The sequence below is a fragment of the Rhodovulum kholense genome (genome assembly GCF_003053725.1).
In the GTDB taxonomy this organism is placed as follows: Bacteria; Pseudomonadota; Alphaproteobacteria; order Rhodobacterales; family Rhodobacteraceae; genus Rhodovulum; species Rhodovulum kholense.
Genome location: NZ_QAYC01000001.1, coordinates 231,760 through 254,880, shown reverse-complemented (window position 1 = coordinate 254,880; position 23,121 = coordinate 231,760). Strand labels below are relative to the sequence as shown.

Annotated in this window: 18 protein-coding genes, 1 tRNA gene and 1 pseudogene; 10 read left to right on the top strand and 10 right to left on the bottom strand. The window is 66.4% G+C overall.

Annotated elements, in window-relative coordinates; all coding sequences use genetic code 11:
- Nucleotides 1–9: 9 nt before the first annotated feature.
- Together C8N38_RS01190 and C8N38_RS01185 are read right to left on the bottom strand one after the other, a co-directional pair.
- A complete protein-coding gene (locus C8N38_RS01190; RefSeq protein WP_215731064.1) occupies nt 10–4,392 on the bottom strand; it encodes a hypothetical protein in 4,383 nt (1,460 codons plus the stop codon).
- A 281-nt stretch (nt 4,393–4,673) separates the two neighbouring features.
- On the bottom strand, nt 4,674–5,186 hold the full coding sequence (locus C8N38_RS01185) for a c-type cytochrome (protein ID WP_215731063.1): 513 nt from the start codon (nt 5,184–5,186) through the stop codon (nt 4,674–4,676).
- Between the two features lie 411 nt (nt 5,187–5,597).
- Between C8N38_RS01185 and C8N38_RS01180 the strand changes: the two genes are divergently transcribed.
- Entirely contained in the window at nt 5,598–7,016 is a 1,419-nt protein-coding gene (locus C8N38_RS01180) for a TrkH family potassium uptake protein (protein ID WP_108023103.1), read from the top strand.
- A 10-nt stretch (nt 7,017–7,026) separates the two neighbouring features.
- On the opposite strand, the gene C8N38_RS01175 is transcribed toward C8N38_RS01180, so the two are convergent.
- A complete protein-coding gene (locus tag C8N38_RS01175) occupies nt 7,027–8,022 on the bottom strand; it encodes an NAD(P)H-binding protein (RefSeq protein WP_108023101.1) in 996 nt (331 codons plus the stop codon).
- A gap of 105 nt (nt 8,023–8,127) precedes the next feature.
- Nucleotides 8,128–9,966, bottom strand: a complete 1,839-nt coding sequence (gene ilvD, locus C8N38_RS01170; protein WP_108023099.1) for a dihydroxy-acid dehydratase — start codon at nt 9,964–9,966, stop codon at nt 8,128–8,130.
- A 104-nt stretch (nt 9,967–10,070) separates the two neighbouring features.
- Between ilvD and C8N38_RS01165 the strand changes: the two genes are divergently transcribed.
- Nucleotides 10,071–10,448, top strand: a complete 378-nt coding sequence (locus C8N38_RS01165) for a VOC family protein (protein ID WP_108023097.1) — start codon at nt 10,071–10,073, stop codon at nt 10,446–10,448.
- Here C8N38_RS01165 and C8N38_RS01160 read toward each other — a convergent pair.
- Nucleotides 10,445–11,284, bottom strand: coding sequence for a beta/alpha barrel domain-containing protein (locus C8N38_RS01160; RefSeq protein ID WP_108023095.1), 840 nt, complete (start codon nt 11,282–11,284; stop codon nt 10,445–10,447). The genes C8N38_RS01165 and C8N38_RS01160 overlap by 4 nt on opposite strands.
- Before the next feature lie 365 nt (nt 11,285–11,649).
- Here C8N38_RS01160 and C8N38_RS01155 point away from each other — a divergent pair, with 365 nt between their 5' ends.
- From C8N38_RS01155 to C8N38_RS01130, 5 genes and pseudogenes are all read left to right on the top strand, one after another.
- Nucleotides 11,650–14,412 (top strand): transporter substrate-binding domain-containing protein, encoded by a 2,763-nt coding sequence (locus C8N38_RS01155; RefSeq protein ID WP_158272276.1) that lies wholly within the window; start codon nt 11,650–11,652, stop codon nt 14,410–14,412.
- Nucleotides 14,342–14,731, top strand: a complete 390-nt coding sequence (locus tag C8N38_RS01150; RefSeq protein WP_146176210.1) for a response regulator — start codon at nt 14,342–14,344, stop codon at nt 14,729–14,731. The genes C8N38_RS01155 and C8N38_RS01150 overlap by 71 nt, the downstream gene beginning before the upstream one ends.
- Nucleotides 14,732–14,821: 90 nt before the next feature.
- Nucleotides 14,822–15,295, top strand: a complete 474-nt coding sequence (locus tag C8N38_RS01145) for a hypothetical protein (protein ID WP_108023089.1) — start codon at nt 14,822–14,824, stop codon at nt 15,293–15,295.
- A 562-nt stretch (nt 15,296–15,857) separates the two neighbouring features.
- A pseudogene (locus C8N38_RS01135) lies at nt 15,858–16,151 on the top strand (PoNe immunity protein domain-containing protein); the annotation flags it as partial.
- 9 nt (nt 16,152–16,160) lie between these two features.
- Nucleotides 16,161–16,547, top strand: coding sequence for a hypothetical protein (locus tag C8N38_RS01130; protein ID WP_108023082.1), 387 nt, complete (start codon nt 16,161–16,163; stop codon nt 16,545–16,547).
- Here the strand turns inward: C8N38_RS01130 and C8N38_RS01125 are convergent.
- The 4 genes from C8N38_RS01125 to C8N38_RS01105 all read right to left on the bottom strand — a co-directional run bounded on the left by C8N38_RS01125 (nt 16,539) and on the right by C8N38_RS01105 (nt 18,420).
- The gene (locus C8N38_RS01125; RefSeq protein WP_281258203.1) at nt 16,539–16,949 is read right to left on the bottom strand and encodes a glycoside hydrolase family protein; all 411 of its coding nucleotides are present in this window, start codon (nt 16,947–16,949) and stop codon (nt 16,539–16,541) included. The two genes, C8N38_RS01130 and C8N38_RS01125, sit on opposite strands and share 9 nt — an antisense overlap.
- Entirely contained in the window at nt 16,946–17,308 is a 363-nt protein-coding gene (locus C8N38_RS21345) for a hypothetical protein (RefSeq protein WP_158272275.1), read from the bottom strand. The genes C8N38_RS01125 and C8N38_RS21345 overlap by 4 nt, the downstream gene beginning before the upstream one ends.
- Nucleotides 17,309–17,527: 219 nt before the next feature.
- Nucleotides 17,528–17,842, bottom strand: coding sequence for a phage integrase central domain-containing protein (locus C8N38_RS01115; RefSeq protein ID WP_108023076.1), 315 nt, complete (start codon nt 17,840–17,842; stop codon nt 17,528–17,530).
- 494 nt (nt 17,843–18,336) lie between these two features.
- Nucleotides 18,337–18,420: transfer RNA gene (locus C8N38_RS01105), tRNA-Leu, on the bottom strand.
- A 312-nt stretch (nt 18,421–18,732) separates the two neighbouring features.
- Between C8N38_RS01105 and C8N38_RS01100 the strand changes: the two genes are divergently transcribed.
- Complete coding sequence (locus tag C8N38_RS01100) at nt 18,733–19,311, top strand: YqaA family protein (RefSeq protein WP_108023072.1); 579 nt, start codon at nt 18,733–18,735, stop codon at nt 19,309–19,311.
- A complete protein-coding gene (locus tag C8N38_RS01095; RefSeq protein WP_108023070.1) occupies nt 19,311–19,784 on the top strand; it encodes a disulfide bond formation protein B in 474 nt (157 codons plus the stop codon). The genes C8N38_RS01100 and C8N38_RS01095 overlap by 1 nt, the downstream gene beginning before the upstream one ends.
- A 22-nt stretch (nt 19,785–19,806) precedes the next feature.
- On the opposite strand, the gene C8N38_RS01090 is transcribed toward C8N38_RS01095, so the two are convergent.
- Entirely contained in the window at nt 19,807–20,076 is a 270-nt protein-coding gene (locus tag C8N38_RS01090; protein WP_075785874.1) for an usg protein, read from the bottom strand.
- A 195-nt stretch (nt 20,077–20,271) separates the two neighbouring features.
- Between C8N38_RS01090 and gyrA the strand changes: the two genes are divergently transcribed.
- Nucleotides 20,272–23,025, top strand: coding sequence for a DNA gyrase subunit A (gene gyrA / locus C8N38_RS01085; protein WP_108023068.1), 2,754 nt, complete (start codon nt 20,272–20,274; stop codon nt 23,023–23,025).
- Nucleotides 23,026–23,121: the final 96 nt, after the last annotated feature.

Here is a 23,121-nt window from a genome sequence, read left to right as displayed (position 1 = left end):
AATTCCCCCTCAGCCGAAGGCCTCGACATAGTCGCGCCAGGCATAATTCACGTCGGACCCCGAGATCGCCGCCAGCTCGTCGGCCAGCGGCAGGCTCGCATCGAAGCCCATCATTTCGCGCAAGCTCGGGTCGCCGTTCGAGCCCGCGAATTTCTTCTGGCAGCGGATCGTCACGCTGCCCGAGAAGAACAGCACCGACACCTCGATGGTCAGCTGCGCCATGCCCACGCATTTGCCCGACGAGAATTCGTAGCGAAGCTCCAGATACAGTTCGAGCGAGGCCGAGATCAGCCCCAGCACGCTGACATGGCCGCCCAGCCGGAAATAGCCGGTCAGCGAGGCCTCTTGCAGCTCCATCCGGTAATAGAAGCCCGCCATCACCTCGACCCCGCCCGAGGCGACGCCGAAATCGACAGACAGCGAGGCGCCGAATTCCAGGGCCGCCTCGAGGATCTGCACGCCTCTGGGGTCGATGGTCACGCCGAAGAAGCCGCCGCCGCCAAAGCAATAGACCGTCAGGCAGAAGGGCTGTTCGCGGGTGCAGAAGTTGAAGGCGACCGACAGCGGCTGGCCGATGAAGGGCACGGTGAAGCCCGCGCCAAGGCTGAGATTGCTGATGTTCAGCACGCCCACGCAGATCGAGGGCAGCGCGATGTCGAAGCCCGCATGGATGCCCTGCGGGGTGATGTCGAGATAGGGCGGGTCCGAAAACCCGTCGAGCGGGATCAGGTCGCGCAACGTCTCGACGAAGGACAGAGGCCCGACAAAGCGGATGTCGTCCAGCACCACGTCGACATCCATCTTGGCGGCGCTGTCGACCGCAAAGACGATGCGGTCGAAGTTCAGTTCCAGGAAAGACGCCTTGCCGATCAGCACCAGATCGAAGCGGTTCAGCGAACAGGTCACGGCGATTTTCGGGCTGGAACTGCCGTTCTTCTTGACCTTGCCCTCGACCGCGACGACGAAGCCGCGCTTGTCGTTCGCGCGGAAGATCTCGTCGCCGGCGGCGGCGGGCCAGTTGCCGATCTCGGGCGCCCAGTCGAAGCGGATGGTCAGCTCGTCCCCGGTCAGCGCCTCGATCAGCCTGGCCAGATCGGCCGCCGCCTCCAGCACCTCGCGGACCGCGCCCAGCGCCTTGAGGATCGCGGCCTTGGGCGCCGCGCCCAGAAGGTCGAAGTCGCGGATCGCGGTCTCGAACGGGTCCAGCGCCGCGACGACATCGTTGATCTTCGCTTCCAGCCCGGCCCCGTCGGACAGCAGGTTGGCCAGCACCGTCGGATCGCCCACGATGGCGTCAAGCGCGTCCCAGAGGTCCTTGGCCGCCGAAAACAGCGCGGCACTGTCCCCGACCGCTTCCAGCAAGGTGTCGAGCCCGGTCGCGAGGGCCCGGATCTGCTGGCGCAGATTGGCCGGAATGGCATTGCCCTGCGGTCCGTTGACGATGGCCAGAAGCTCGGCGATCCGGGTCTGGATCGTCGCGATCTGGCCGGGCAGCGCGGCAAAGTCGGGCGCCGTGCCGATGCCGTCAAGCGCCTGGCTCGACAGGCTTTCCAGCGTGGTCCTGAGCCCCGCGATCAGCGCCTCGATCTCGGAAAGCTTGGCCAGCGCGGCCTGCAACGCGGCCGGGGCCACCTGCCCCTGCTGACCCAGATCGGTGATTTTCGCGACCGCCTGGGCCAGACCGCCCGCCCCCTGCCCCAGCACGCCGCGCGGCAGGTCATAGGTCAGCCCGAAAAGCTGGACCAGCGCCCCGATGAAGCTTTCGACCTGGGTGCCCGCCTCGGAAACGAAGCGGGGCACCTTCTCGCCCTCGCCCGCGATGTCGGTCACGGCCTTGATCAGCTCGCCCAGCGGGATGCAGCCGAACAACAGCGGCAGCGGCAGGTCGCTGACCGAGATCGGGAACCCCGCCCCCGGCTCCATCTGCCCGTCGAGAAACTGGGTCACGTCCGACATCACCGGCCCGGCCATCCGCGACAGGGCGCGCGGCCTGAGGTTCGGCTGGACGAAGCCGCCCGACTTGTCGCCCTGGGACGAGAAGTCGAGCATGCCCATGCCCGGGCTTTGCACGATATCGGCGAAGACCTCGCCCACGTTGCGCTGACCGACCGGGGCGCCGGGACCGGCGGCGAAACCGAATTGCAGATAGCGCGCGTTCCAGCTCAGCCGGTTGGTGCGGGTCGAGCCGGTCAGCTGGTTCACCGGCCCGAGCCGCGCGGTGGTCTGAACGATCTTCGGCAGGAAAAGCGCGCGCGACAGATCGCGGCTCCAGGCCTCGATGGTGGCGTTGCGGATGGGTTGCTGGCCCGGCGCGCCGCGCCTCGGCGCCTCGGCGCCCAGCACCATCTCCTCGACTTCGACGGCGGTGTCGCCGGACTTGGCCGAGGTGGCCAGCGCCACACGCTGGAAATCGAAGGGCACGGTATGGCGCTGGGGCCATTTCGCGTATTCCTCGGCGGCGGTCGCGGCATTGAAGGCGGCGGCGGGATAGTCCGCGTCAAGCCGTTCGGTCACCGGGTTGAAGATCCGCGGGCAGGACACGGTATTGTCCATGAAGATCATCGGCAGATCGAACAGCACCCGATGGCCGTCAAGATCGGTGCCCGCGCATTGGAACCGGAACGGTTCGCCATTGACCGCGGGCCAGAAGAAAAGCTGCCCCGCATTCGACACGTCTGTATCGACCGGATCGTCCAGATCGGGCGTGCGCTCGGTCAGGATCTCGATTTTCGAGAACGGGAACTGGCGGGCGAAATTGACCGTGTTGTCGGTGCTTTTCGCGGCATGGAACAGCGCGTCGTCGAAGGTCAGCACGCGTTCGCGGATGATGATGAAATAGCGCTGGCGCAGATAGGCGTGCTGGCTGCGGTCATAGCCGTCCTGCGAGCCGGGCGTTTCGGAACTGCGCTTGTGGAACTTGCGTTCGGTCACCTTGACCAGCGAGACCCGGCAGTTCAGCGGACACAGGCAGCCGCGATAGACGACCTTGACGTAATGGTCCCGGCCCATCGCGCCGCGATGCACCCATTCCTCGACCGACAGGCCCGGCGGGTTCCAGGACCCGCGCGAATCGAGCCAGCCGCCCAGCGAGGACAGCATCAGAAGGTTGGTATCGACGGGTTCGGGCGTGTAGCCGTTGACCGAGAAGTTCGAAGAGAGATGCGCGATCTGGAACCGGTCGAAATCGTCCAGCGGCATCCGGAACGGCCGCCCGCCCGGCAATGGCAGCGCATCGTTGGGCTGGCTCGGCGGCACCCCCGGCGAGCGTGTGGGCCAGGCGGGTCCCATGGGCGGGTTCGCGGCCTCGGAACCGGTGCCCGAGCGCGCCCAGACCGCGCGGATGGTGCGGGCCGGATCGGCATAGGGCGGCGGGATCTCGGTGCCGTCCGACCCGGGCGTGACCATCCGCGTGTGCCAAAGCTCGACATGCGCGGTCGAGGCCGACAGCGCGGGCCGCGTCGCATGGCGCCATTTCGCCCCCGCATGGGGCGACACGATCAGCCGCCAGGGCATCTCGATGGCAGTGGTCGTCGCGGTGGGGTTGCCGGGCCGGGGCTTCGCGCCACCCGGGGCCACGATCACCCGGTCGGGGATGCGTTCGAAGACCGCCGCGTTGGCGCTGGCCTGGCGGGCGCGCAGCGTGGTGATGTCGCCGCCCTCGCTGGCCGCCAGCCGGAACGAGGACGCCACATGACCGGCAAGCTGCGCCCGCGCCTTGACCGACAGCGCGTTCAGCGCGCCGTCACGGATCAGGTCGGTCAGCGGCAGGAACAGGCTGGGCTGGCTGCGCGGCTTGGCATTGCTGGCCACCGACAGGGTCAGCGTCTGGCAGGCTGCCAGCACGCCTTCGAGCGTGTAGTCGATCTCGAAGCCATCGGGCACCAGAAAGGACAGCCGCGATTCATCGGCGATGCGGGCGCGGATCGGTGGTTCGCGCAGCGCCTCGTCGGCGGCCGGGTTGGCGGGCTCGGGCTTGGGTTGGTCCTTGGGATTGGCGTATTTCGGAGCGGCCGGAACCGGCTTGCCGATCTTGGGCGGCGGCGGCTGGAAGAAGGTCTCTTCGGTCACCGTCTGGGGCGGAAAATGCAGGATCAGCCGCCCGGTGCCGCCCGCACTCTTGCGGAGCTTCGGCGGGTTGCCCGGCACGATCTCGCAGTTGCGCAGCTCGATCCGGAGGGCCAGCAGGTCGTCGACCCGAAGCGCGGGCCGACCCGGCCGGGTCTTCTCGAAGATGTTCTTGATCACGTCGGGCGCGCGCGGGATCAGCACCAGATCGTCGATCGCCGCGTCGATGGCAGAGACGATGGCCCCTCGCGAGGTAATCGCCTGAACCGGAATGGACGCACCGAGAGAGAGCCCGGAAATCGAGCGCAACGAGGGGCGGACTGCCATGGCAAACCCCAATGGATTATAGACTGAATAGAAACAAAATTAGCCTTAATGGGCGATTCTGTAAAATACTATTACGCGGCACGGTTGAAAGCGGCGCTGGTCGAACCGTTGGAGGCAAGCTCAGCCCGCCGCACCCCGCGCGGATCGGTTGGATCGATGACGCAACGGCAGGTGCCGGGACCCCGACAGGCGACGCCCCCGGGAACGCCGCGCGGGGCGCGCGTCGGCCAGAACCGCGGGGCGCATCCCGTCGCGCCCCGCGGTCCCCGGCCCATTGGAGTTTATTGGGACGGCAGCGTCACGCGGAAGAACGGTCCGGCCGCCCGGTCGGCGGTCACTGCCGGTGGCGGGGTCCTTGCCGCGACCGGCGCCAGGGATTGCAGATAGGCGACCAGCGCCGCGCCGTCCTCGTCGGTCAGCCCGGCATAGGAGGCCCAGGGCATCACCGGCGCCAGAACCCGCCCGTCGGGCCGGATCCCCGCACGGATCGCGGTCAGGATCTGATCGGCGCTCCAGTCGCCAAGCCCGGTCGCGTCCGGGGTCAGGTTCGGCGGCCAGAAGATGCCAAGCCCCGGCATCTCGAACCCGACCGTGCCGCCCGAGAGCCCGGCGGAAAAGGCCAGCACACCGTCGGCGCCGCGCGGCATGTGGCAGCCCGCGCAATCCATGATCCGCGCCAGATAGGCGCCGCGCTCGATCGTCGCCGCATCCGCAGGCGCGGCCGCGCCGGTCGCATGAACACACGAGGCCGAAAGGCCGGCGCCAAGCGCCAGCAGCAATGGTATGACTTTCACGATGTCTTCTCCCTGAGAACCGGGCCGAAGCGGCCGCCCGCATGCCGCGACGGCGTCCCCGGGAACCGGCGAAGCTGAAATGCGCCCCCCTGGCGGCCCGGTTCGAAAAGGGCCTTCCCGTGCGCGCCCGCCTGCCCTCTCGCCCCGCAAGAGCGACCGGACAGCGGACCGCGACGACCCTTCCGTCCCGTGTGCCCGAAGCGACCGCCCGAACCCCTCTGGCCCGGCGCCCGCGGCCGACGTTGAAAACGGATTGTCTGAATAGTCCGGGCACGAGATTACACCGCTGCCTGCCCTTGGGGAAGCCGGTATTTCCGCAGCCCCGCCTCCGGGATCGGCCCGCAAGAGCCGGTTTCGGGCATCTGGAAATCCCCCGCCCGGGATGGCAATGTCGCGCAAAGGGAATCCGGTTTGAACGTCGTCTTCTTTGCCAACGGGCTTGTGCTTGGGCTGCTGGCTCTGATGTCGGCAACCGTGGCCCTTTTGTATCCCGAAACGCGGGGCGTCTTCGCCGAGGCGACCTTTCAGCTGGGGCTGACCGGCACCCTGATCGCGGTTGCCTCGCGATCCTCCTTCGAGGCGCTGCGCCTGCCCCATGCCTTCATGCTGACGGCCTCGGTCTGGCTGGTCGCGGCCATCGGCGGGGCCGTGCCGCTTTATCTGTGGAAGCTTTCGGCGGCGGATGCCTTCTTCGAGGCCATGTCGGGGATCACCACCACCGGCTCGACGGTGATGACCGGGCTCGACAGCACGCCGAAGGGCATCCTGATGTGGCGCGCGCTGTTGCAGGCGCTGGGGGGCGTCGGCTTCATCGGCACCGGGATCGCGCTTTTGCCGGTGCTGAAGGTCGGAGGCATGCAGCTTTTCCGCACCGAAAGTTCCGACAAGAGCGAGAAAGAGCTGCGCAACGCGACCCAGTTCGCGGCGGCGACGCTCTTGGTCTATCTCTCGCTGATGACGCTTTGCGGCATTCTTTACCGCGCCGGGGGGATGAGCCTCTTCGATGCCGTGACCCATGCCATGACCACGCTCTCGACCGGGGGCTATTCGACCCATGACGCGTCCTTCGGGTTCTTCGCCAACCCGTTCCTGCAATGGACCTGCACGCTGTTCATGGTGCTCGGCTCGGTGCCCTTCTCGTGGTACATCCGCAGCGTCTATCACGGGAAATTCCGCAGCGAGCAGGTCGGCGCGATGCTCAAGACGCTGGCTGCGGTGATCCTGCCGCTGTCGCTGTGGCTGGGCCTGACCTCGGACATGCCCTTCCTCGCGGCGCTGCGGCTGGTGGCCTTCAACGTGGTCTCGGTGGTCTCGACCACGGGCTATGCGACGACCGATTACACCACATGGGGCCCGGTCGCGGTGTCAGCCTTCGTGATCCTGACGGCGGTCGGCGGCTGTACCGGCTCGACCGCGGGCGGGGCCAAGGCGATGCGCTGGGTGATCATGTACCGGCTGGTGCGCGAGGGCATCCGGTCGGTGCGCTATCCGCACGGGGTCTATCGCATCCGTTATGAGGGCCGGGTGATCGACGAGGACATCGTGTCGAGCGTGATCGGCTTCTTTTCCATGTACGCCCTGAGCTTTGCGGTGATCGCGAGCCTTCTGACCCTTGTCGGGCTCGACGGCGAAACGGCGCTGAGCGGCGCGATCACGGCGCTGGCGAATGTGGGCCCGGGCGTCGGCGACATCATCGGGCCTGCCGGCACCTTCCAGCCGCTGTCGGACAAGGCCAAGACGATCCTGGCCATCGGCATGTATCTGGGGCGGCTCGAGATGCTGACCGTTCTGGTTCTGCTGACGCCGCGCTTCTGGCGTTCGCTGGCCTGAGGCGCGCGGCTCAGAACGCCGCGTGTTCGCCCAGATCGGCGCGGTCCTCGCCGCTCACAAGCCGCGCGTAATAGTCGTAAAGCCGGTCCGATCCGTATTCGGGCGTGGCCTCGGCGTCGTAAAGACCCGTCTCGGGGTTCAGGACCAGCATTGACTCGGTCCCGTAATAGCGCCCGATCCGCGCGAATTCGGCCTTGTCGCGGAACCGGGGCACGACCCGGCCCAGTGCCGAGAGAATGGCGATGATCGCGTCCATCATCGCCACCGGCACCTCGCGGAATTTCGGCTCGCGCCCCAGCAGGCGGAAGAGCTCCTCGCCCTGATCGCGGGGCGTGATCGCAGGCCCCGGGCCGCCGATGGGCAGCACCCGGTTCTGCAGGGCCGGATCGTCGAGGCACTCGGCGATGAAGCCCCCCAGATCGGCATCGCTGATCGGCTTGCAGGCGGTCAGGCGCCCGTCGCCGAAGACAAGGAAGGGCTTGCCGGCCTTGACCCGCTCGACCTGCCCCGAGAGCGACTTGAAGAAGGCCGTGGGGCGCACGATGGACCATGTCAGGCCCGAGGTCCTGAGCTCGGCCTCGAAGGCCAGCTTGGCCTGCTGGAAGGCAAGGGTCGGCTTCTGCACGCAGATCGCGGACAGAAGCACCGCCTGGCTCACCCCGGCGGCGCGGGCCGCCGTCAGCGCATCGGACTGCGCCTTGTGGTCGATGGCCCAGGCATCGCGCGGCGTGCCGGTGCGCGAGGCAAGGCAGGAGACCAGCGCTTCGAACCGCTCGCCGCGGAACCCGTCGCGGGCCAGCGAGGCGGGATCGGTGACATCGCCGGTGCGGACGGTCACCCCGGCGGGCAGCCCGCGCCCCGGGTCCTCTCCGGCGCGCGGCCGCACGAAACAGACCACCTCATGCCCCCGGGCCACCAGCGCCTGGGCGGTGGAGCGGCCGATGGTGCCGGTCGCGCCCAGCAGAAAGACCCGCCGGGGCCGGGGCGACAGCGTGGTATCGGTCATGGTCCTGTCTCCTTGGCAGCGGTCTTCGGGGCAGAGCCTAAGGCCCTGCACCCGCCCGGGAAAACGGGGCGCGGCGTCGCGCCCGTCAGACCCGTGCTCGGCCGATTATTCCGGAACGATCCGGACCGCGCCCTTGTCGGCCGAGGCCGCGAAATGGGCATAGGCCCTCAGCGCCTGCGAAACGTGACGCTTGCGCGGCTCGGCCGGTTTCCAGCCCTTCGCCTCCTGCGCGGCGCGGCGCGCGGCCAGTTCGTCCTCGGAGACGGCGAGGTTGATCGTGCGGTTCGGGATGTCGATCTCGATCAGATCGCCATCCTGCACCAGACCGATGGTGCCGCCCGAGGCGGCCTCGGGCGAGGCATGCCCGATCGACAGCCCCGAGGTGCCGCCCGAGAACCGCCCGTCGGTGATCAGCGCGCAGGCTTTGCCGAGCCCCTTCGATTTCAGATAGGAGGTCGGATAGAGCATCTCCTGCATGCCCGGCCCGCCCTTCGGCCCCTCATAACGGATCACCACCACATCGCCCGCCTCGACCTTGCCGGTCAGGATGCCCGACACAGCGGCGTCCTGGCTTTCATAGACCTTCGCGGGCCCCGAGAAGACCAGGATCGACTCGTCGACGCCCGCCGTCTTCACGATGCAGCCGTCGAGCGCGATATTGCCCTTCAGGACCGCAAGCCCGCCATCCTTCGAGAACGGCGTCTCGACCGAGCGGATCACCCCGGCCTTGCGGTCGGTGTCGAGCGAGGGCCAGGTCGAGGACTGGCTGAACGCCTCTTGCGAGGGCACGCCGCCGGGGGCCGCGAGGAACAGTTCGCGCGCCTCGGGATCGTTCGACCGGCCGATATCCCATTTGTCGATGGCCGCGCCCAGCGTCGGTTCATGCACCGTGGCGCAGTTGCGGTCGATCAGCCCGCCCCGGTCCAGCTCGCCCAGGATCGCCATGATCCCGCCCGCGCGGTGCACGTCCTCGACATGGACATTGGCGGCGTTGGGCGCGACCTTGCACAGGCAGGGCACCTTGCGCGACAGCGCGTCGATGTCGTCCATGGTGAAATCGACCTCGGCCTCCTGCGCGGCAGCGAGGATATGCAGCACCGTGTTGGTCGACCCGCCCATCGCGATATCGAGCGCCATGGCGTTCTCGAACGCGGCCTTCGTCGCGATCGAGCGCGGCAGCACGCTGGCATCGTCCTGTTCATAGTAGCGGCGGCACATCTCGACCGCGCGGCGCCCGGCCTCGAGGAACAGCTCCTTGCGGAAGGCATGCGTCGCCAGCGTCGAGCCGTTGCCCGGCAGCGACAGCCCCAGCGCCTCGGTCAGGCAGTTCATCGAGTTCGCGGTGAACATGCCCGAACAGGACCCGCAGGTCGGACAGGCGGCGGCCTCGATCTTGGCCAGATCCTCGTCCGACACCTTGTCGTCGGCGGCCGCGACCATGGCGTCGATCAGGTCGAGCGACACCTCGCGCCCGTCGCCCAGCGTGACCTTGCCCGCCTCCATCGGCCCGCCCGAGACGAAGATCGCGGGAATGTTCAGCCGCAGCGCCGCCATCAGCATGCCGGGGGTGATCTTGTCGCAATTCGAGATGCAGATCATCGCATCGGCGCAATGCGCATTGACCATGTATTCGACCGAATCCGCGATCAGTTCGCGCGAGGGCAGCGAATACAGCATCCCGTCATGGCCCATCGCGATCCCGTCATCGACGGCGATGGTGTCGAATTCCTTGGCGATGCCGCCCGCCGCCTCGACCTCGCGGGCCACCATCTGGCCCAGATCCTTGAGGTGCACGTGACCCGGCACGAACTGGGTGAAGGAGTTCACGATGGCGACGATCGGCTTGCCGAAATCGCCGTCCTTGACGCCGGTCGCGCGCCAGAGGCCGCGGGCGCCGGCCATGTTACGGCCATGGGTGCTGGTACGGGAACGGTATGCGGGCATGATCGTGACTTTCCGGCTGGCAGACTATCGGGCACGAGTGCCCCTTGCGCGCGGAAAAATCAACCTTTCATTGGGCGGGGCGGCCATGGCAGAGTGGCGCCGAAATGATTTCCGCGCTCGATCATCTGGTGCTGACCACCGCCGACGAAGAGGCCTGTCTGGCCTTCTATGTGGAGGGTCTTGGCCTTCGGCTGGAAACCTTCGGCGCGGGGCGCAAAGCGCTGTGTTTCGGGCGCCAGAAGATCAACATTCACGTCAAGGGCCACGAGTTCGAACCCAAGGCGCATCTGCCGGTGCCGGGCGCGCTCGATCTGTGCTTTCTGGCCGACCGGCCGCTTGACGACGTGATCGCGGCGCTGGCCGCGCGCGGCCTCCGCCCGGTCGAAGGGCCGGTGGCGCGCACCGGGGCGACCGGGCCGATCCGGTCGATCTATCTGCGCGACCCGGACCTCAACCTGATCGAGATCTCGGAACCCGCCTAGCCCGCCTCGTAGACCAGTTCGATCTCTGCCGGAAGCGCGTGATAGGGCGCCGAGGTGACCAGCGCGTGAATACCGCTTTTGGCATAGGCCGGGGCGGCCTCGGCGGGGATCGGCCCGGCGGCCAGGACCTCGCCCGGCCAGTCCGGTCCCAGCGCGCGCAAGGTGGCGGCGACAGCATCGGGCGCCATCCGGGTCAACAGAAGGATGTCGGCGCCGAAGCCCGCGGCCTCCAGCGCCTCGTCGCGGTTGCGCACCTCGACCGCGAGCCGCGCGCCCGGCGCCGCCAGCCGCCGGCCCGCGATCCGGTCGGTCAGCGTCTCGGGGCCGCCGAGCGCCCGGCATTCGGCCAGCACCAGCGCCGCGTCGGGCTGCAGCGCCGGATGGATCGCAGCGCCTCCCGCCGCCACCGCCTTCAACGCCAGCGGCCGCGCGCCGGGGATGGCCTTGCGCGGACAGGCGACCGCCACCGCCGGATTGGCCCGGCGCACGGCCTGCACGATGCGCGCGGCGCTGTCGGCGACGCCCGAGGCCCATTCCAGCAGGGTCTGCACCGCCTGCGCGGCCCCCACCAGCGCCTCGGCCGGCCCCCGCGCCGCGATCAGCAGATCGCCGGGCCGCACCCGCGTTCCGCTTTCGGCCGCAATATCCGCGGCACAGCCCAGCAGAGCGAACATCCGCGCGGCCTCTTCGGTGCCGCAAATCGTACCGCTGCGTCGGGCCCGCATCGCGACCGAGGTCATCCGGCCCGGCCGGACCGGTCCGGTGCCGACGGAAAGCGCGGCGGTCGTATCCCGTTTCAGGAGGCAGGCGAGGGCTGTATCGTCAAGCAGCAGCATCTGGGTCAGATCCTTCCGTTGCGCGGCATCGGGGCGTCGCTCTGTCCGGCGGACACCGGGCGCCGCGCCCTGCGTTATATATTAAAAGTTCATATCGAAAGAATAGCACACCGTGTGCCAAGTTATACGAAACTGTTTTTCAAGTATTTTTCTTCCGATCGGTCGGGGACCGAACACGACTTGTCGGATTGATCACACAGGCCGGGCCGCAAGCCGCAGCCATATTGCCCGCCCGAATTCCGGCCCGGAGAGATCGTGAATCCCCCACTTTGGAATGCGAAAACTCTCTGCTACCATGCCAGATTAACCTAACGTCAAGATGTGTTGCCTAATTCTGGCGGATGGGGCGAAGGTCGGAGACCAAATTGGAACGTCGGAGTTCAGGTTCGGCAATCTGGCGAGGCGCGTGGGCACTTGTTGCGGGGCTTCTTTGCCTCGCAGCCTGTCTTCCGTCCCCCCTGTCCGCCCAGACGGCCCAGACGGCCCAGCAGACCGCCCCCGACGCCGCGTCGGCGCCGATCGTCGCGGGATGGCTCGAGAATGCCCCCTTCGGCCAGATCGGCGACGATGGCGAAGCGACCGGGTTCTCGGCGGACGTGGTCCGGGCCCTGTCCGAGACCATGGGCGTGCCCATCGAGCTTCGGCGCTTCGACGGTCTTCAACCGCGGATCCAGGCCCAGATCGACGGCGAAACCACGCTGATGACCGCCATCGCGCGCCTTCCCGCGCTGCAAGCGTCCAACCTCTTCTCGAAACCGGTCGGGCGGACCGAGGTCCGGCTTTTCATCCGCATCGAGAACGAGCGGAACCCGGACTTCGTGACCCCGGTGAACAAGCGCATCGGCACGGTCCGGCAATATGCGGGCTCGGGGTCGTCCGAGGTGCTGGACCGCAACCGGCCCGTGGTCTTCGAGAACGCCGATGCCCTGCTGATCCGGCTTCTGTCGGGCGAGATCGACGGCGCCCTGCTGGCCGAGGACTGGATGGTCGGGCTGGCCCATGGCGTCCGGCTGGACAACCGGATTGCCGCCGTCGGACCGCCCGTCAGGCCGATCGAGCGGGTCATCGCCATCCATAAAAGCCGCGCCGATCTGCTTGGTCCGATCAACGCCGCCATCGACACGCTCGAAGCCAACGGAACGCTCGCCGCTTTGCGGCGGCAGTGGTTCGTCGATCGGCCGCCGCCCCGGCCAGAGGTGTTGACCGTGGGCGTCGTGAACCTGCCGCCCTTCATGCAGGTCAATGACGACGGATCGACCACCGGCTTTGCGGTCGAGGTGATCCGCGATCTGGGCAAGCTGCTGGGGCTTCAGTTGCAATTCGTGCCCGTGCCGCCCGAGGTCTGGGCCAAGGGCCCGCAGGGCGGCATCGACGTGCTGCCCCTGGTCGGCATCACCCCGGACCGCAGGGAGAGGATGGATTTCGCGCTGCCGATTCAGGCCATCGACATCGGCGTTTTCGTGCGCAGCGACAGCCTGGACCTATTCGACGGGCTGGCCAAGGCGCGGGTCGGCGCCTGGGGGGCCGGGGTCTCGGTCGCGGTCGCCCGCCGCCATTCCAGCGACGTCCAGCGTTTCGAAACCTATGCCGAACTGGTGACGGCGCTGCTGGAGGGCCGGATCGACACGATCCTGGCCGAAAGCAGCGCGCTCCGCCGCACCCTGTCCGAGATGCATCGCGAGGACAGGGTCGTTCAGGTCGACTATCCGCTGGAAACGATCTATCTGGCGCCGGCGCTGCGGCGGGGCCTGCCCTCGGTCCGCGAGGCCCTGAACCTGGTGATGCCCGGCTATCTGGCCTCGCAGCGCTATCAGGACCTGCGCGCCGCCTGGCTCGAGCCCCGGGGGTTCTGGACCGAAGGCCGCGTGCTGTCGCTTTTGGCCGCGATCGTCACCGTGGCAGTCCTCGCGCTGAGCTATATCCCGTTTCAGCGCCACCGCATCCGGCAAGAGCGCCTGCGCTTCACCGCAAACATGATCGAGCGGATTCCGCTGGGGCTTCTGATGGTCGCGCCGAACGGCCGGATCGAGTTCGCCAATGCCGCCGCCCGCGCGGTCAGCCCCTCGGGTCCGGAGCTGATCCGCGAAGGCGCCGTCTACCGCGACGCGATCAACGCGCTGATCGCGGCCGACGCCGCCCATTGGGGCACCAAATCCCCCGCCGCGCTGGCTGCGGGCCTGTCGGGGCCCGCCCTGACCGACGGCTATTCCTACGAGTTCCGGACCACGACCGGGCAAAGCTTCCGCTGGTCGAGCTTTGCCCTGACCGGCGGGTCGATCCTGGTCATGGTGCTGAACGTCACCCGCGAACGCAGGCACCTGGCCGAGATCGAGACGCTGAACGCCGAGCTGCGCGACCAGATCTCCATTGTCGAGCGGACCAATTCGGAACTGCGCGACTTCGCCTATGCGACCTCGCACGATCTCAAGTCGCCGATCAGCACGCTGAGGCTGATCGCCAACGCGCTGACCGACTCCGTCGCCGGAAAGCTGCCCGACGATGATGTGCAACTGGTTGCAGACATGAAGGAAATTCTCGAACGCATGGGCCGGATGATCAGCGACGTTCTGGACTACACCCGCGCGGTCGGCGGCGAAGTCGCAGTCGAACCCGTCGATCTGAGCAAGGTCGCCGCCGACGTGCTTCAGGACCTGACCGCCGATATCGCCGCGAGCGGCGCCGAGATCCGAGTCGGGGACCTGCCAAGCCTTATTGGCAATCCGCGTCAGCTGCATCAATTGTTGCAAAACCTCATCGGCAACGCGATCAAGTTCCACCGCCCCGGAGATGCGCCGCAGATCGACATAGAGCCGGTCGCAGCACCGCACGGAATGGTCGCGTTTTCCGTGTCCGATCGGGGGATAGGGATCGATCCGAAATTCCATCGCCGGATTTTCCAGGTTTTCACCCGGCTCAATGACACCGAATTGTATCCCGGCAGCGGACTTGGACTTGCCATCTGCCAAAGAGTAAGCCTCAATCATGGGGGACGTATTGCGATTCAGTCCGCACCCGAGAACGGCAGCCGTTTCACGATTTTCCTGAAGGAGAAGAACGGTGATCAACACACTCATGATGATCGACGATTGCCGGTTCGAACGGAAGATGGTGAAGCGGCTTATTCATAAGACCGGCCTCGTCGACACGATGCTTGAATTCGGCATGGCCGAAGACGCCATTCATTTCCTGCGAACGCCGGACTGCCCCAAGATCGACGCGCTCATCATCGACATAAACATGCCGCGCATGAACGGTTTCGAATTTCTCGAGGAAATCGCCGAAAACTGGCCGGACCACCTGAAGGATTCGGTCGTGGTGATCCTGACCAGCTCGGAAAGCGAGACCGATGTCGAACGCGCCGAAAGCTTTCCGGCCGTCCGCAGCTTTCTGCGAAAGCCGATCGATGAAGCCGAAATCGCCCGGCTCGACACGCTGGTCAATTCCTGACCCGCCGGGTCGCTCCGTCCCCCCTGCCCTTCCGCGCCCTCCTTTCCGCACCCGGGCGGCCGTCGCACGGCCCTGCCATCGGCGGTCGCCTTGTTCGAGACGGTCTATCTGCTGGCGACCGACCCGGCGTTCCGCAAGGAAATCCTGCAGCAGATCGATGCCGCCCTGACGCAGAGCGGTCTCGATCACTACCTTGCGGCGACCCGGGTCACGGGGCGGCCGACAAACAACAACTACCTGAAGGGCCGCTGGGGCAAGACCGTGGCTGATCGCTACGCGGTTGACGAGGGCTGGGAAAAGGCCGGCGATCCGGCGATGACGATGGATGGCCCCATCACCGGGCCGAACAAGATCGACGCGGTATATGTCGATCCCGGTCCGCCCCCGCGCCACATCCTGTCCGATGCGAAGGCGCTGGGTTCCAGGCAGAGTATGACCTCCAAGGGAGTCCTGCAGATGTCGCAACGTTGGATCGAAGCTCGTTTGGGAAACGCAAACCTGAGCCGACAGGCTCGCCGGGCAATGAATGACGGTTATGATGCTGTTCTCTTGAACAGTCGATAAAACCGGAAAGGTAACAGAAGTCTGGCTTGATGAAGACGGTTTGCCCATTCCTACCCCAACCCGGAGAAAGCGATGAGAGACAAACTGGCACCCCCGGAATTCTGGAAGCAGGCCTTGGCGTGCCAATACGAGGATCTTGAGGCATACGAGAAAAGCTACCGTCAACCACCACCGGGCCCCTGAAACAGGGAGGGAAAGGAAATCCGCTTCTTCATGCGTTGTTCAAAACCTCGCTTTGCCTCTATTCCGCTGGCGCGCCCATGCCTGAGGTTATCGTGCCAGGACTGCGTGCGGTTGGGCATCTTTGCCCGGAAATGGTTGCCCGCTTCGGGACCGAGATGCCCGATGACATCGCTCGTTTCGGTTAAGACACCTTCCTCCGATTTATCTCTATGCTCGTCCTGTGCTGCGCCGGGCAGGCCGAGGCGAAGGCCTTCTTCGATGCCCTCGATCAGTTCGATCTGACCAAGCGCGATTATGGCGGCTACGACCGGATCTGGTCAGCCTTCCGACGTCAGCTTGGTCTTGACGATATCCCCCGCAAAGTCCGGTTCATTGGCCCAGTGCCTATCAGAACCTGTGGCTCGCCATAGACCCCGAAGAACCCGATTTCGCACGTCCGCATCATTTGGGGAGATTCCTGAAGGGTTGGTATGATGAGATGGCAACCGAGCTTGCGGCCCAGACCACGCGGGCGGAGGATCTTGGCGAGAACAGTACCTATGTCGGCTGCTGGTGCCTGGAGGCGGCCGCGGCCTCGGTTGCTTTCGGGATCGACAATACCGATTTGCGCGGCCACCCGCATTACCCGGCCGAATGGGCCGATTGGGCGCGCAGCTGCCGACCCGTCGCTTGAGGGGAGCACATGCTGACGGCTGATTGGAAGTCGTTGATGGAGGACGGGAGGAAATTCGAACCCGGCCATTTGGAGAGACTTCCGTTCGAGAACGGTAATTTTCCGCCTCCGGACGGACTTTTCGACGGCTTGCCGGAGGGCATGTCCCAAGCGAATCTGGATGCGCAACCGCATGCGGATTTCATCCTGAAAGGTTCATATTTCATTCCAAATCCGATGCCGTGTTTGGATGAGAAGGGAATATCCGCGGCGATCGATCTGCGCTCTGACATGATGGAGGATCTCGGCAACGACGAGGCCACGAGCGAAGATGCCGCAGCCCTTCGTGCCGCACCGCCGCGTTTTGTGCCGACCCGTGATGTCTCGCGCGCGATAGAGCTGGACGAGTTACGGTAATGGAACGAGTTGCCCGACCCGCTTGACGACCTCTTCACCCGCCTTGTTCCACCAGGTCAGGCCCTCGCAGGCGCCCGGCACGTCGCCCGCGTTCAGGCGCCGGGTCGCGGTGGATCGGCCTGCGCCGGCCACGCCGACGTTGATGGCAAGGCTGGTGAAGACCGCATCCCAGAGCGGCGACAGGCGCCGGGCGCGCGTCTCGGCCGAGAAGAAGGTCAGCAACCGGGCACGATAGTCGCGGACCTCGGGCCGCAGCAGGGCCTCGCATTCCGCATCCGCCAGGACCATGCCCGGCCGCGCGGTGCGCGTGTGGCGCCCGAGGCCAGGACGATGCCCATGCGCGCGATCAGCGCCATGCCGTCGGTGCGGATCGCGTGGTCGGTGGCCTCGATCATGGCTCAGTCCGCGATATATTCGCGGCGGCGGTAGAGGGCCGCCCGCCCGCCGCCGAAGGTGCCGACATTGCCGTTGGCAAGCCAGGCCAGGCGGAACCGCGTGGTCCGGCGCGCCGCCGCCCCCAGCGCGACGGTCGCGCTGAGCCCTACCGACCCGGTCTGGTCGTAGATATAGTCGGTGCTGGCAAGGCCGATGGGCCGCGGGCGCAGCGGGTCGGGGATCCGGATCCGGCCGCCGATGGGCACCCGGGGCGCAAGCGCCGAGGTCAGGTCGAAGCCGTTGGTCCAGACCCCCGGCTCGGGCACCCAGAACTGGCCGCGCAGGCTGCCGCCGTTCAGCGGCAGGAGCCCGTCGAGCCGGGTCATGTAGTCGTAGCCCGCCTCGAAGGTCGGCGTCTCGACCAGCTGGGTCAGGCCATTGACGTCGAAGTCGTAGAAGACGCCGGTCGCGCTGTCGCCCGGGGCGGTCCTGTCGTAGGGCTGCCAGCCCGCGGGGGGCGCGAAGGCCGCGACGGCCGCCTTCAGCAGCGGGCCCGACAGCGCCCCGAAGACGGTGCCGGCCAGGTCGGTGGACTGTTCTTCAGTTCATCGCTTGTCGAACCGTTCAAGCGCATCGAGGACTGCGCGGAGGTCGTCTGTCGCGTAAACCATCGCCTCTTCGATGGTGTCGGCGGTGATGGTCATCCGCTGCGCCGCCTCGGCCGAGAACGGGTCGCAGCCGAATCCCATCAGCCGCCCCTCATGCAGCACGGTCCTGGTGCGTTGCAACGCCTTCTCGGCGGTCGGGAATTTCGTCCGCCAGATCGGGGCCAGGGCCCCCTTGATGTCCTGAGGGGTGATTCCGGAGACGCGCATCTTCCCGATGTGCAGGACAACATGCCGCTGAAGGGGGAAAACCACCGTCCGCGCTCGCAGCCGCCGCGCAGAGTGGCCTTTCGCGCCTCAAAGATGATCGAGGCCATCTCTGCAAATGTAGGATCTGTCTTGTAGCGTTGGGCCTTCGTGGCGACCCGCTCTTCATTCCGCTCGGTGATCGGGTCTCGCCCGGCTCGCAGCACGGCCGCCCAGCGGTCTCTCTTCCGGCGCGCTTACGCTAGGCCGACCTCCGGCCATGAGCCGAGCCCCATGTTGCGCCAGGTCCCCAAGAACGAATAGCGGATGTTCCATTTCCCCGAGTCTTGGCTCGTCTTGATGAGGGACAAACCACCCGCGTCCCCGTGGCGCCCCCCGTGGCGCCCGGCAGGCGCTGCCTTGATTTCCCTGACCGTCAGCATACCAGCTAGCAGCTGTGCTCCCCGGAAATCCTGTGGGTCTCGCTGGAACAGTCCGGTCCCTCACCCCCGGTAGTTACGCCTTATTCATATCGCTACCTGCAATACTCTGAAACGCTGGCTTGGTGCGGGTGGTCGGACTCGAACCGACACTCCTTGCGGAAAGGGTGTTTGAGACCCTCGCGTCTACCATTCCGCCACACCCGCATCGCGCACCCCCGCCGGTAGCTGCGGAGGCCGGGGCCCTGATCGTTCCGCCCTCCCGCCGGGCCCGGTCCGGGAAGGCGCGGTCCTTCCGGGCCCGCGGGCGGATCGCCAAGCACAAGGCCTTGGGAACGATTCGCGTTTCGGGCGCAACCTTCGCGACGCGCGGAGGCGCCTCTCGGCCCGCCCGTTGGCCCTTTGCGTTCCTCTACCCCGACCGCCGCGGCCGGTCAATCGTCCGTCACCGTCCGCGGCCCTGCTTGACGCAGGCGCCCCCGCATGGCTTCTAGGCGGCAGACGTTGCCGGGGGGCCGCATGATCCGACGCCTTTACGACTGGACACTGTCGCTGGCCGACAGCCGGAATGCCATGTGGGCGCTTTTCATCGTCGCCTTCGTCGAAAGCTCGATCTTCCCGATCCCGCCCGACGTGCTGATGGTGCCGATGATCCTGGCACGGCCATCCCGCGCCTTTGCCATCGCCGCGGTCGCGCTGGCGGGGTCGGTGCTGGGCGGGCTTGCGGGCTACGGTATCGGCTGGGCCTTCTTCGAACAGATCGGTCGCCCGGTGCTCGAATTCTACGGCAAGCAGGCCTATTTCGACGAATTCGGCGCGCGCTATAACGACTATGGCGCCTGGGCGGTGCTGATCGCCGGGGTGACGCCCTTCCCCTACAAGGTCATCACCATCCTGTCGGGCTCGACCGGGCTCGACCTGTGGGTCTTCATGGCAGCCAGCGTCATCGCCCGGGGCATCCGCTTCTTCCTGGTGGCGGCGCTTCTGTGGAAATTCGGCGCCCCGGTGCGCCGCTTCATCGAGAAGTATCTGGGGCTTCTCTTCACGCTGTTCGTCCTGCTGCTGATTGGCGGCTTCTACGCTTTGAGGTTCCTGTGATGACTGCACGCAACCGGCTGATCCTTCTGGCCGCGGCGGGGTCCGCGGCCATCCTGCTGGCGGCCTTCGGGTTTCAGTATCTGGGCGATCTCGCGCCTTGCAAGCTGTGCATCTGGCAGCGCTGGCCGCACGCGGTCGCGGCGGTGCTGGGCCTGCTGGCGGTGGCCGTGGGCGGATTCATCCTGACCCTGAGCGGGCTGACCGTGATGGCCGCCTCGACCGCGCTTGCGATCTATCATTCGGGGGTCGAACGGCACTGGTGGGCGGGGCCGTCCTCCTGCACCGGCGACGGTCCGAGCCTGTCGCAGATGACGCCCGAGCAGATGCTGAACCCGAGCCTCGTCGAGCCGATCGTGCTGTGCGACCGCATCGCCTGGCAGCTGTTCGGCCTGACCATGGCCAATTACAACGTGCTGCTGTCGGCCGGGCTCGTCGTGATCTGGGCGATGGCGCTGACCCGCGGCCGCCGCTGACGGCTGCGGGCGCAACAAGGCCTCAGTTCACGCGGAATTCCCCCACGACATTGCGCCATTCGCCGGGCGCGATCAGCTTGCGATGGGTGAAGCGGACCGAATGCAGCGGCCCCTCGATCGAGTCCTGCCAGAACTCGATGAACTTGAAGAGCCGGGGGTGATCCGGGGCAAGATCGTAGTCCTGCCATATGAAGCTGTTGAGAACGCTTCTGAAATCGGGCATGCGGTAATAGAGCTCGGCGGTGGTGAGGCCGTAGCCCCTGAGCATCAACTCGGTCTCGGACTGCTGCACGTCTGGTCTCTCCTGTCGCGTGGATGTCTGGAAAGCATGCCAAAGCCCGATTGATTTTCAATGAAAACAGGATGTTGGCACTCTTTCCCGGGGGCTGCCAGATCCCGGGCCGGTCTGCGGTTGCACCCCATATGAAGGTTCTGATAAAGTTCGCTCAACAATATCTAGAATGGCGCCGAAAGGCCGGGTCCCAAGTTGAACGACACGCCGGAAACCCCCGAAAACGAAGACGAAAACGGTTCTGGAAAAGGACCCGCGCGACCCTCGTATGACGGGCCGGTCATCGCCATCGAGAAGGAGATGCAGAAATCCTATCTCGATTACGCGATGAGCGTGATCGTGAGCCGGGCGATCCCGGATCTGCGCGATGGCCTAAAACCTGTGCACCGCAGAATCCTGTTCGCGATGCACGAGACCGGCAACACCCATGACAAGCCCTACCGCAAGTCGGCGCGGCCGGTGGGCGACACGATGGGGAAATACCACCCCCATGGCGACGCGGCGATCTATGACGCCCTGGTGCGGATGGCGCAGCCCTTCTCGATGTCGCTGCCTCTGCTGGACGGCCAGGGCAACTTCGGGTCGATGGACGGCGACAGCGCGGCGGCCATGCGGTACACCGAAGTCCGGATGGCCAAGGCGGCGCAGGCGCTGCTGACCGATATCGAGAAAGATACGGTCGACTTCCAGGACAACTATGACGGCAAGGACAAGGAGCCGACGGTTCTGCCGGCGCGGTTCCCGAACATGCTGGTCAATGGCGCGGGCGGCATCGCCGTCGGCATGGCCACCAACATTCCGCCGCACAATCTGGGCGAGGTCGTCGATGCCACCCTGGCGCTGATCGAGGACCCGGACCTGACCAGCGAACAGCTGATGCAGTACATCCCCGCCCCCGACTTTCCGACCGGCGGGCTGATTCTGGGCCGCTCGGGCGCGCGCAAGGCCTATCTGGAAGGGCGCGGCTCGGTCATCGTGCGGGCCAGGACCCGGGTCGAAGAGATCCGCAAGGACCGCCACGCCATCGTCATCGACGAGATCCCCTATCAGGTGAACAAGTCGACGATGATCGAGAAGATCGCCGAGGCCGCCCGCGACAAGCGGATCGAGGGCATCGCCCATGTGCAGGACGAATCCGACCGGGTCGGCGTCCGTGTGGTGATCGAGCTGAAGCGCGATGCGACCCCCGATGTGGTGCTGAACCAGCTGTTCCGCTTTACGCCGATGCAGACGTCCTTCGGCTGCAACATGCTGGCGCTGAACGGCGGCCGGCCCGAGACGCTGACGCTGCGGGGCTTCCTGACCCATTTCATCGCCTTCCGCGAAGAGGTCGTGGCCCGGCGCACCGCCTTCGAGCTGAGAAAGGCGCGCGAGCGCAGCCATATCCTGTGCGGTCTGGCGGTCGCGGTCTCGAATGTCGACGAGGTGGTGGCGACGATCCGCGCCTCGGCCGATGCCGCCGAGGCCCGCGTCAAGCTGATGGAGCGGCGCTGGCCCGCACAAGACATCGCCGATTACATCAAGCTGATCGACGACCCGACCCATACGATGAACGAGGACGGCACCTATAACCTTTCCGAGGTACAGGCCCGCGCGATCCTCGATCTGCGCCTGCAGCGCCTGACCCAGATCGGGGTCAAGGAAGTCACCGACGAGCTGGAAGAGCTGGCTGCGAAGATCAAGGACTATCTCGACATCCTGCGCTCGCGCGAGCGGATCATGGCGATCATCGCGACCGAGCTGCGCGAGGTGCGCGACCAGTTCGCGGTGCCGCGCCGCACCGAGATCGCCGACTGGTCCGGCGACATGGAAGACGAGGACCTGATCGAGCGCGAGGACATGGTGGTGACCGTCACCCAGTCCGGCTATATCAAGCGCACGCCGCTGGCCGAATTCCGCAGCCAGAACCGGGGCGGCAAGGGGCTGTCCTCGATGGCGACCAAGGAAGACGACGTGGTCACCACGCTGTTTGTCGCCAACACCCATACCCAGCTTCTGTTCTTCACCACCGACGGGATGGTCTACGAGCTGAAATGCTGGCGCCTGCCGCAGGCGGGGCGCACCGCCAAGGGCAAGGCCATCGTCAATATCCTGCCCATTGCCACCGGCATCTCGATCGCCGCGCTGATGAAGATCGACGAACCCGAGGACGAGTGGGAGAACCTGCAGGTCGTGTTCGCCACCTCGGCGGGCGACGTGCGGCGCAACCGTCTGTCGGACTTCACCAATATCAAGCGCAACGGCAAGATCGCGATGAAGCTGCCCGAGGCGGTCAGCCTCGTGAATGTCTCGATCTGCGACGCCGATGACGACGTCATGCTGGTCACTGCCATGGGTCGCGCGATCCGCTTTGCCGCCACCGATGTGCGGGTCTTCTCGGGCCGCGATTCCACCGGCGTGCGCGGCATCCGGCTGGGCGAGAATGACAGCGTCGTGTCGATGTCGGTCATCCGCCATTTCGAGGCCGATCCGGCCGAACGCGTGGCCTATCTGAAACAGCGCCGCCTGATGGCGGGCGTCACCGACGAGACCGGCGAGGCCGACGAGGACGAAGAGGCGGTCGAGGCCGGCCAGCTTTCGCCCGCGCGCTATGCAGAGATGTCGGCGGCCGAGGACGTGATCCTGACGATCACCGCGCGCGGCCAGGGCAAGATCAGTTCCAGTCACGACTATCCGGTGCGGGGCCGTGGCGGCCAGGGGGTGCAGGCCATCGACAAGGCGCTGCGCGGCGGCCCGCTTGTAGCCTCCTTCCCGGTCGAGATGGACGATCAGGTGATGCTGGCCACCTCGCGCGGGCAATCGATCCGGGTGCCGGTGGATCAGATCAGCTTCCGGTCCCGCTCGGCCGGCGGCGTGCGGGTGCTCGATGCGGGCACCGGCGAAGAGGTCGTCTCGGTCGCGCGGATCGCCGATCAGGGCGAGGACGCCCAGGAAGACCCGGCCACCTGAGGCTCGCCCCCCTCGGTCAGGGACCCCGCGCGGACCGGGGTCCCGACAAGACGGCAAAAATCCGAAACATCTTCCTTGGTGCTGCCGCAATTGAGG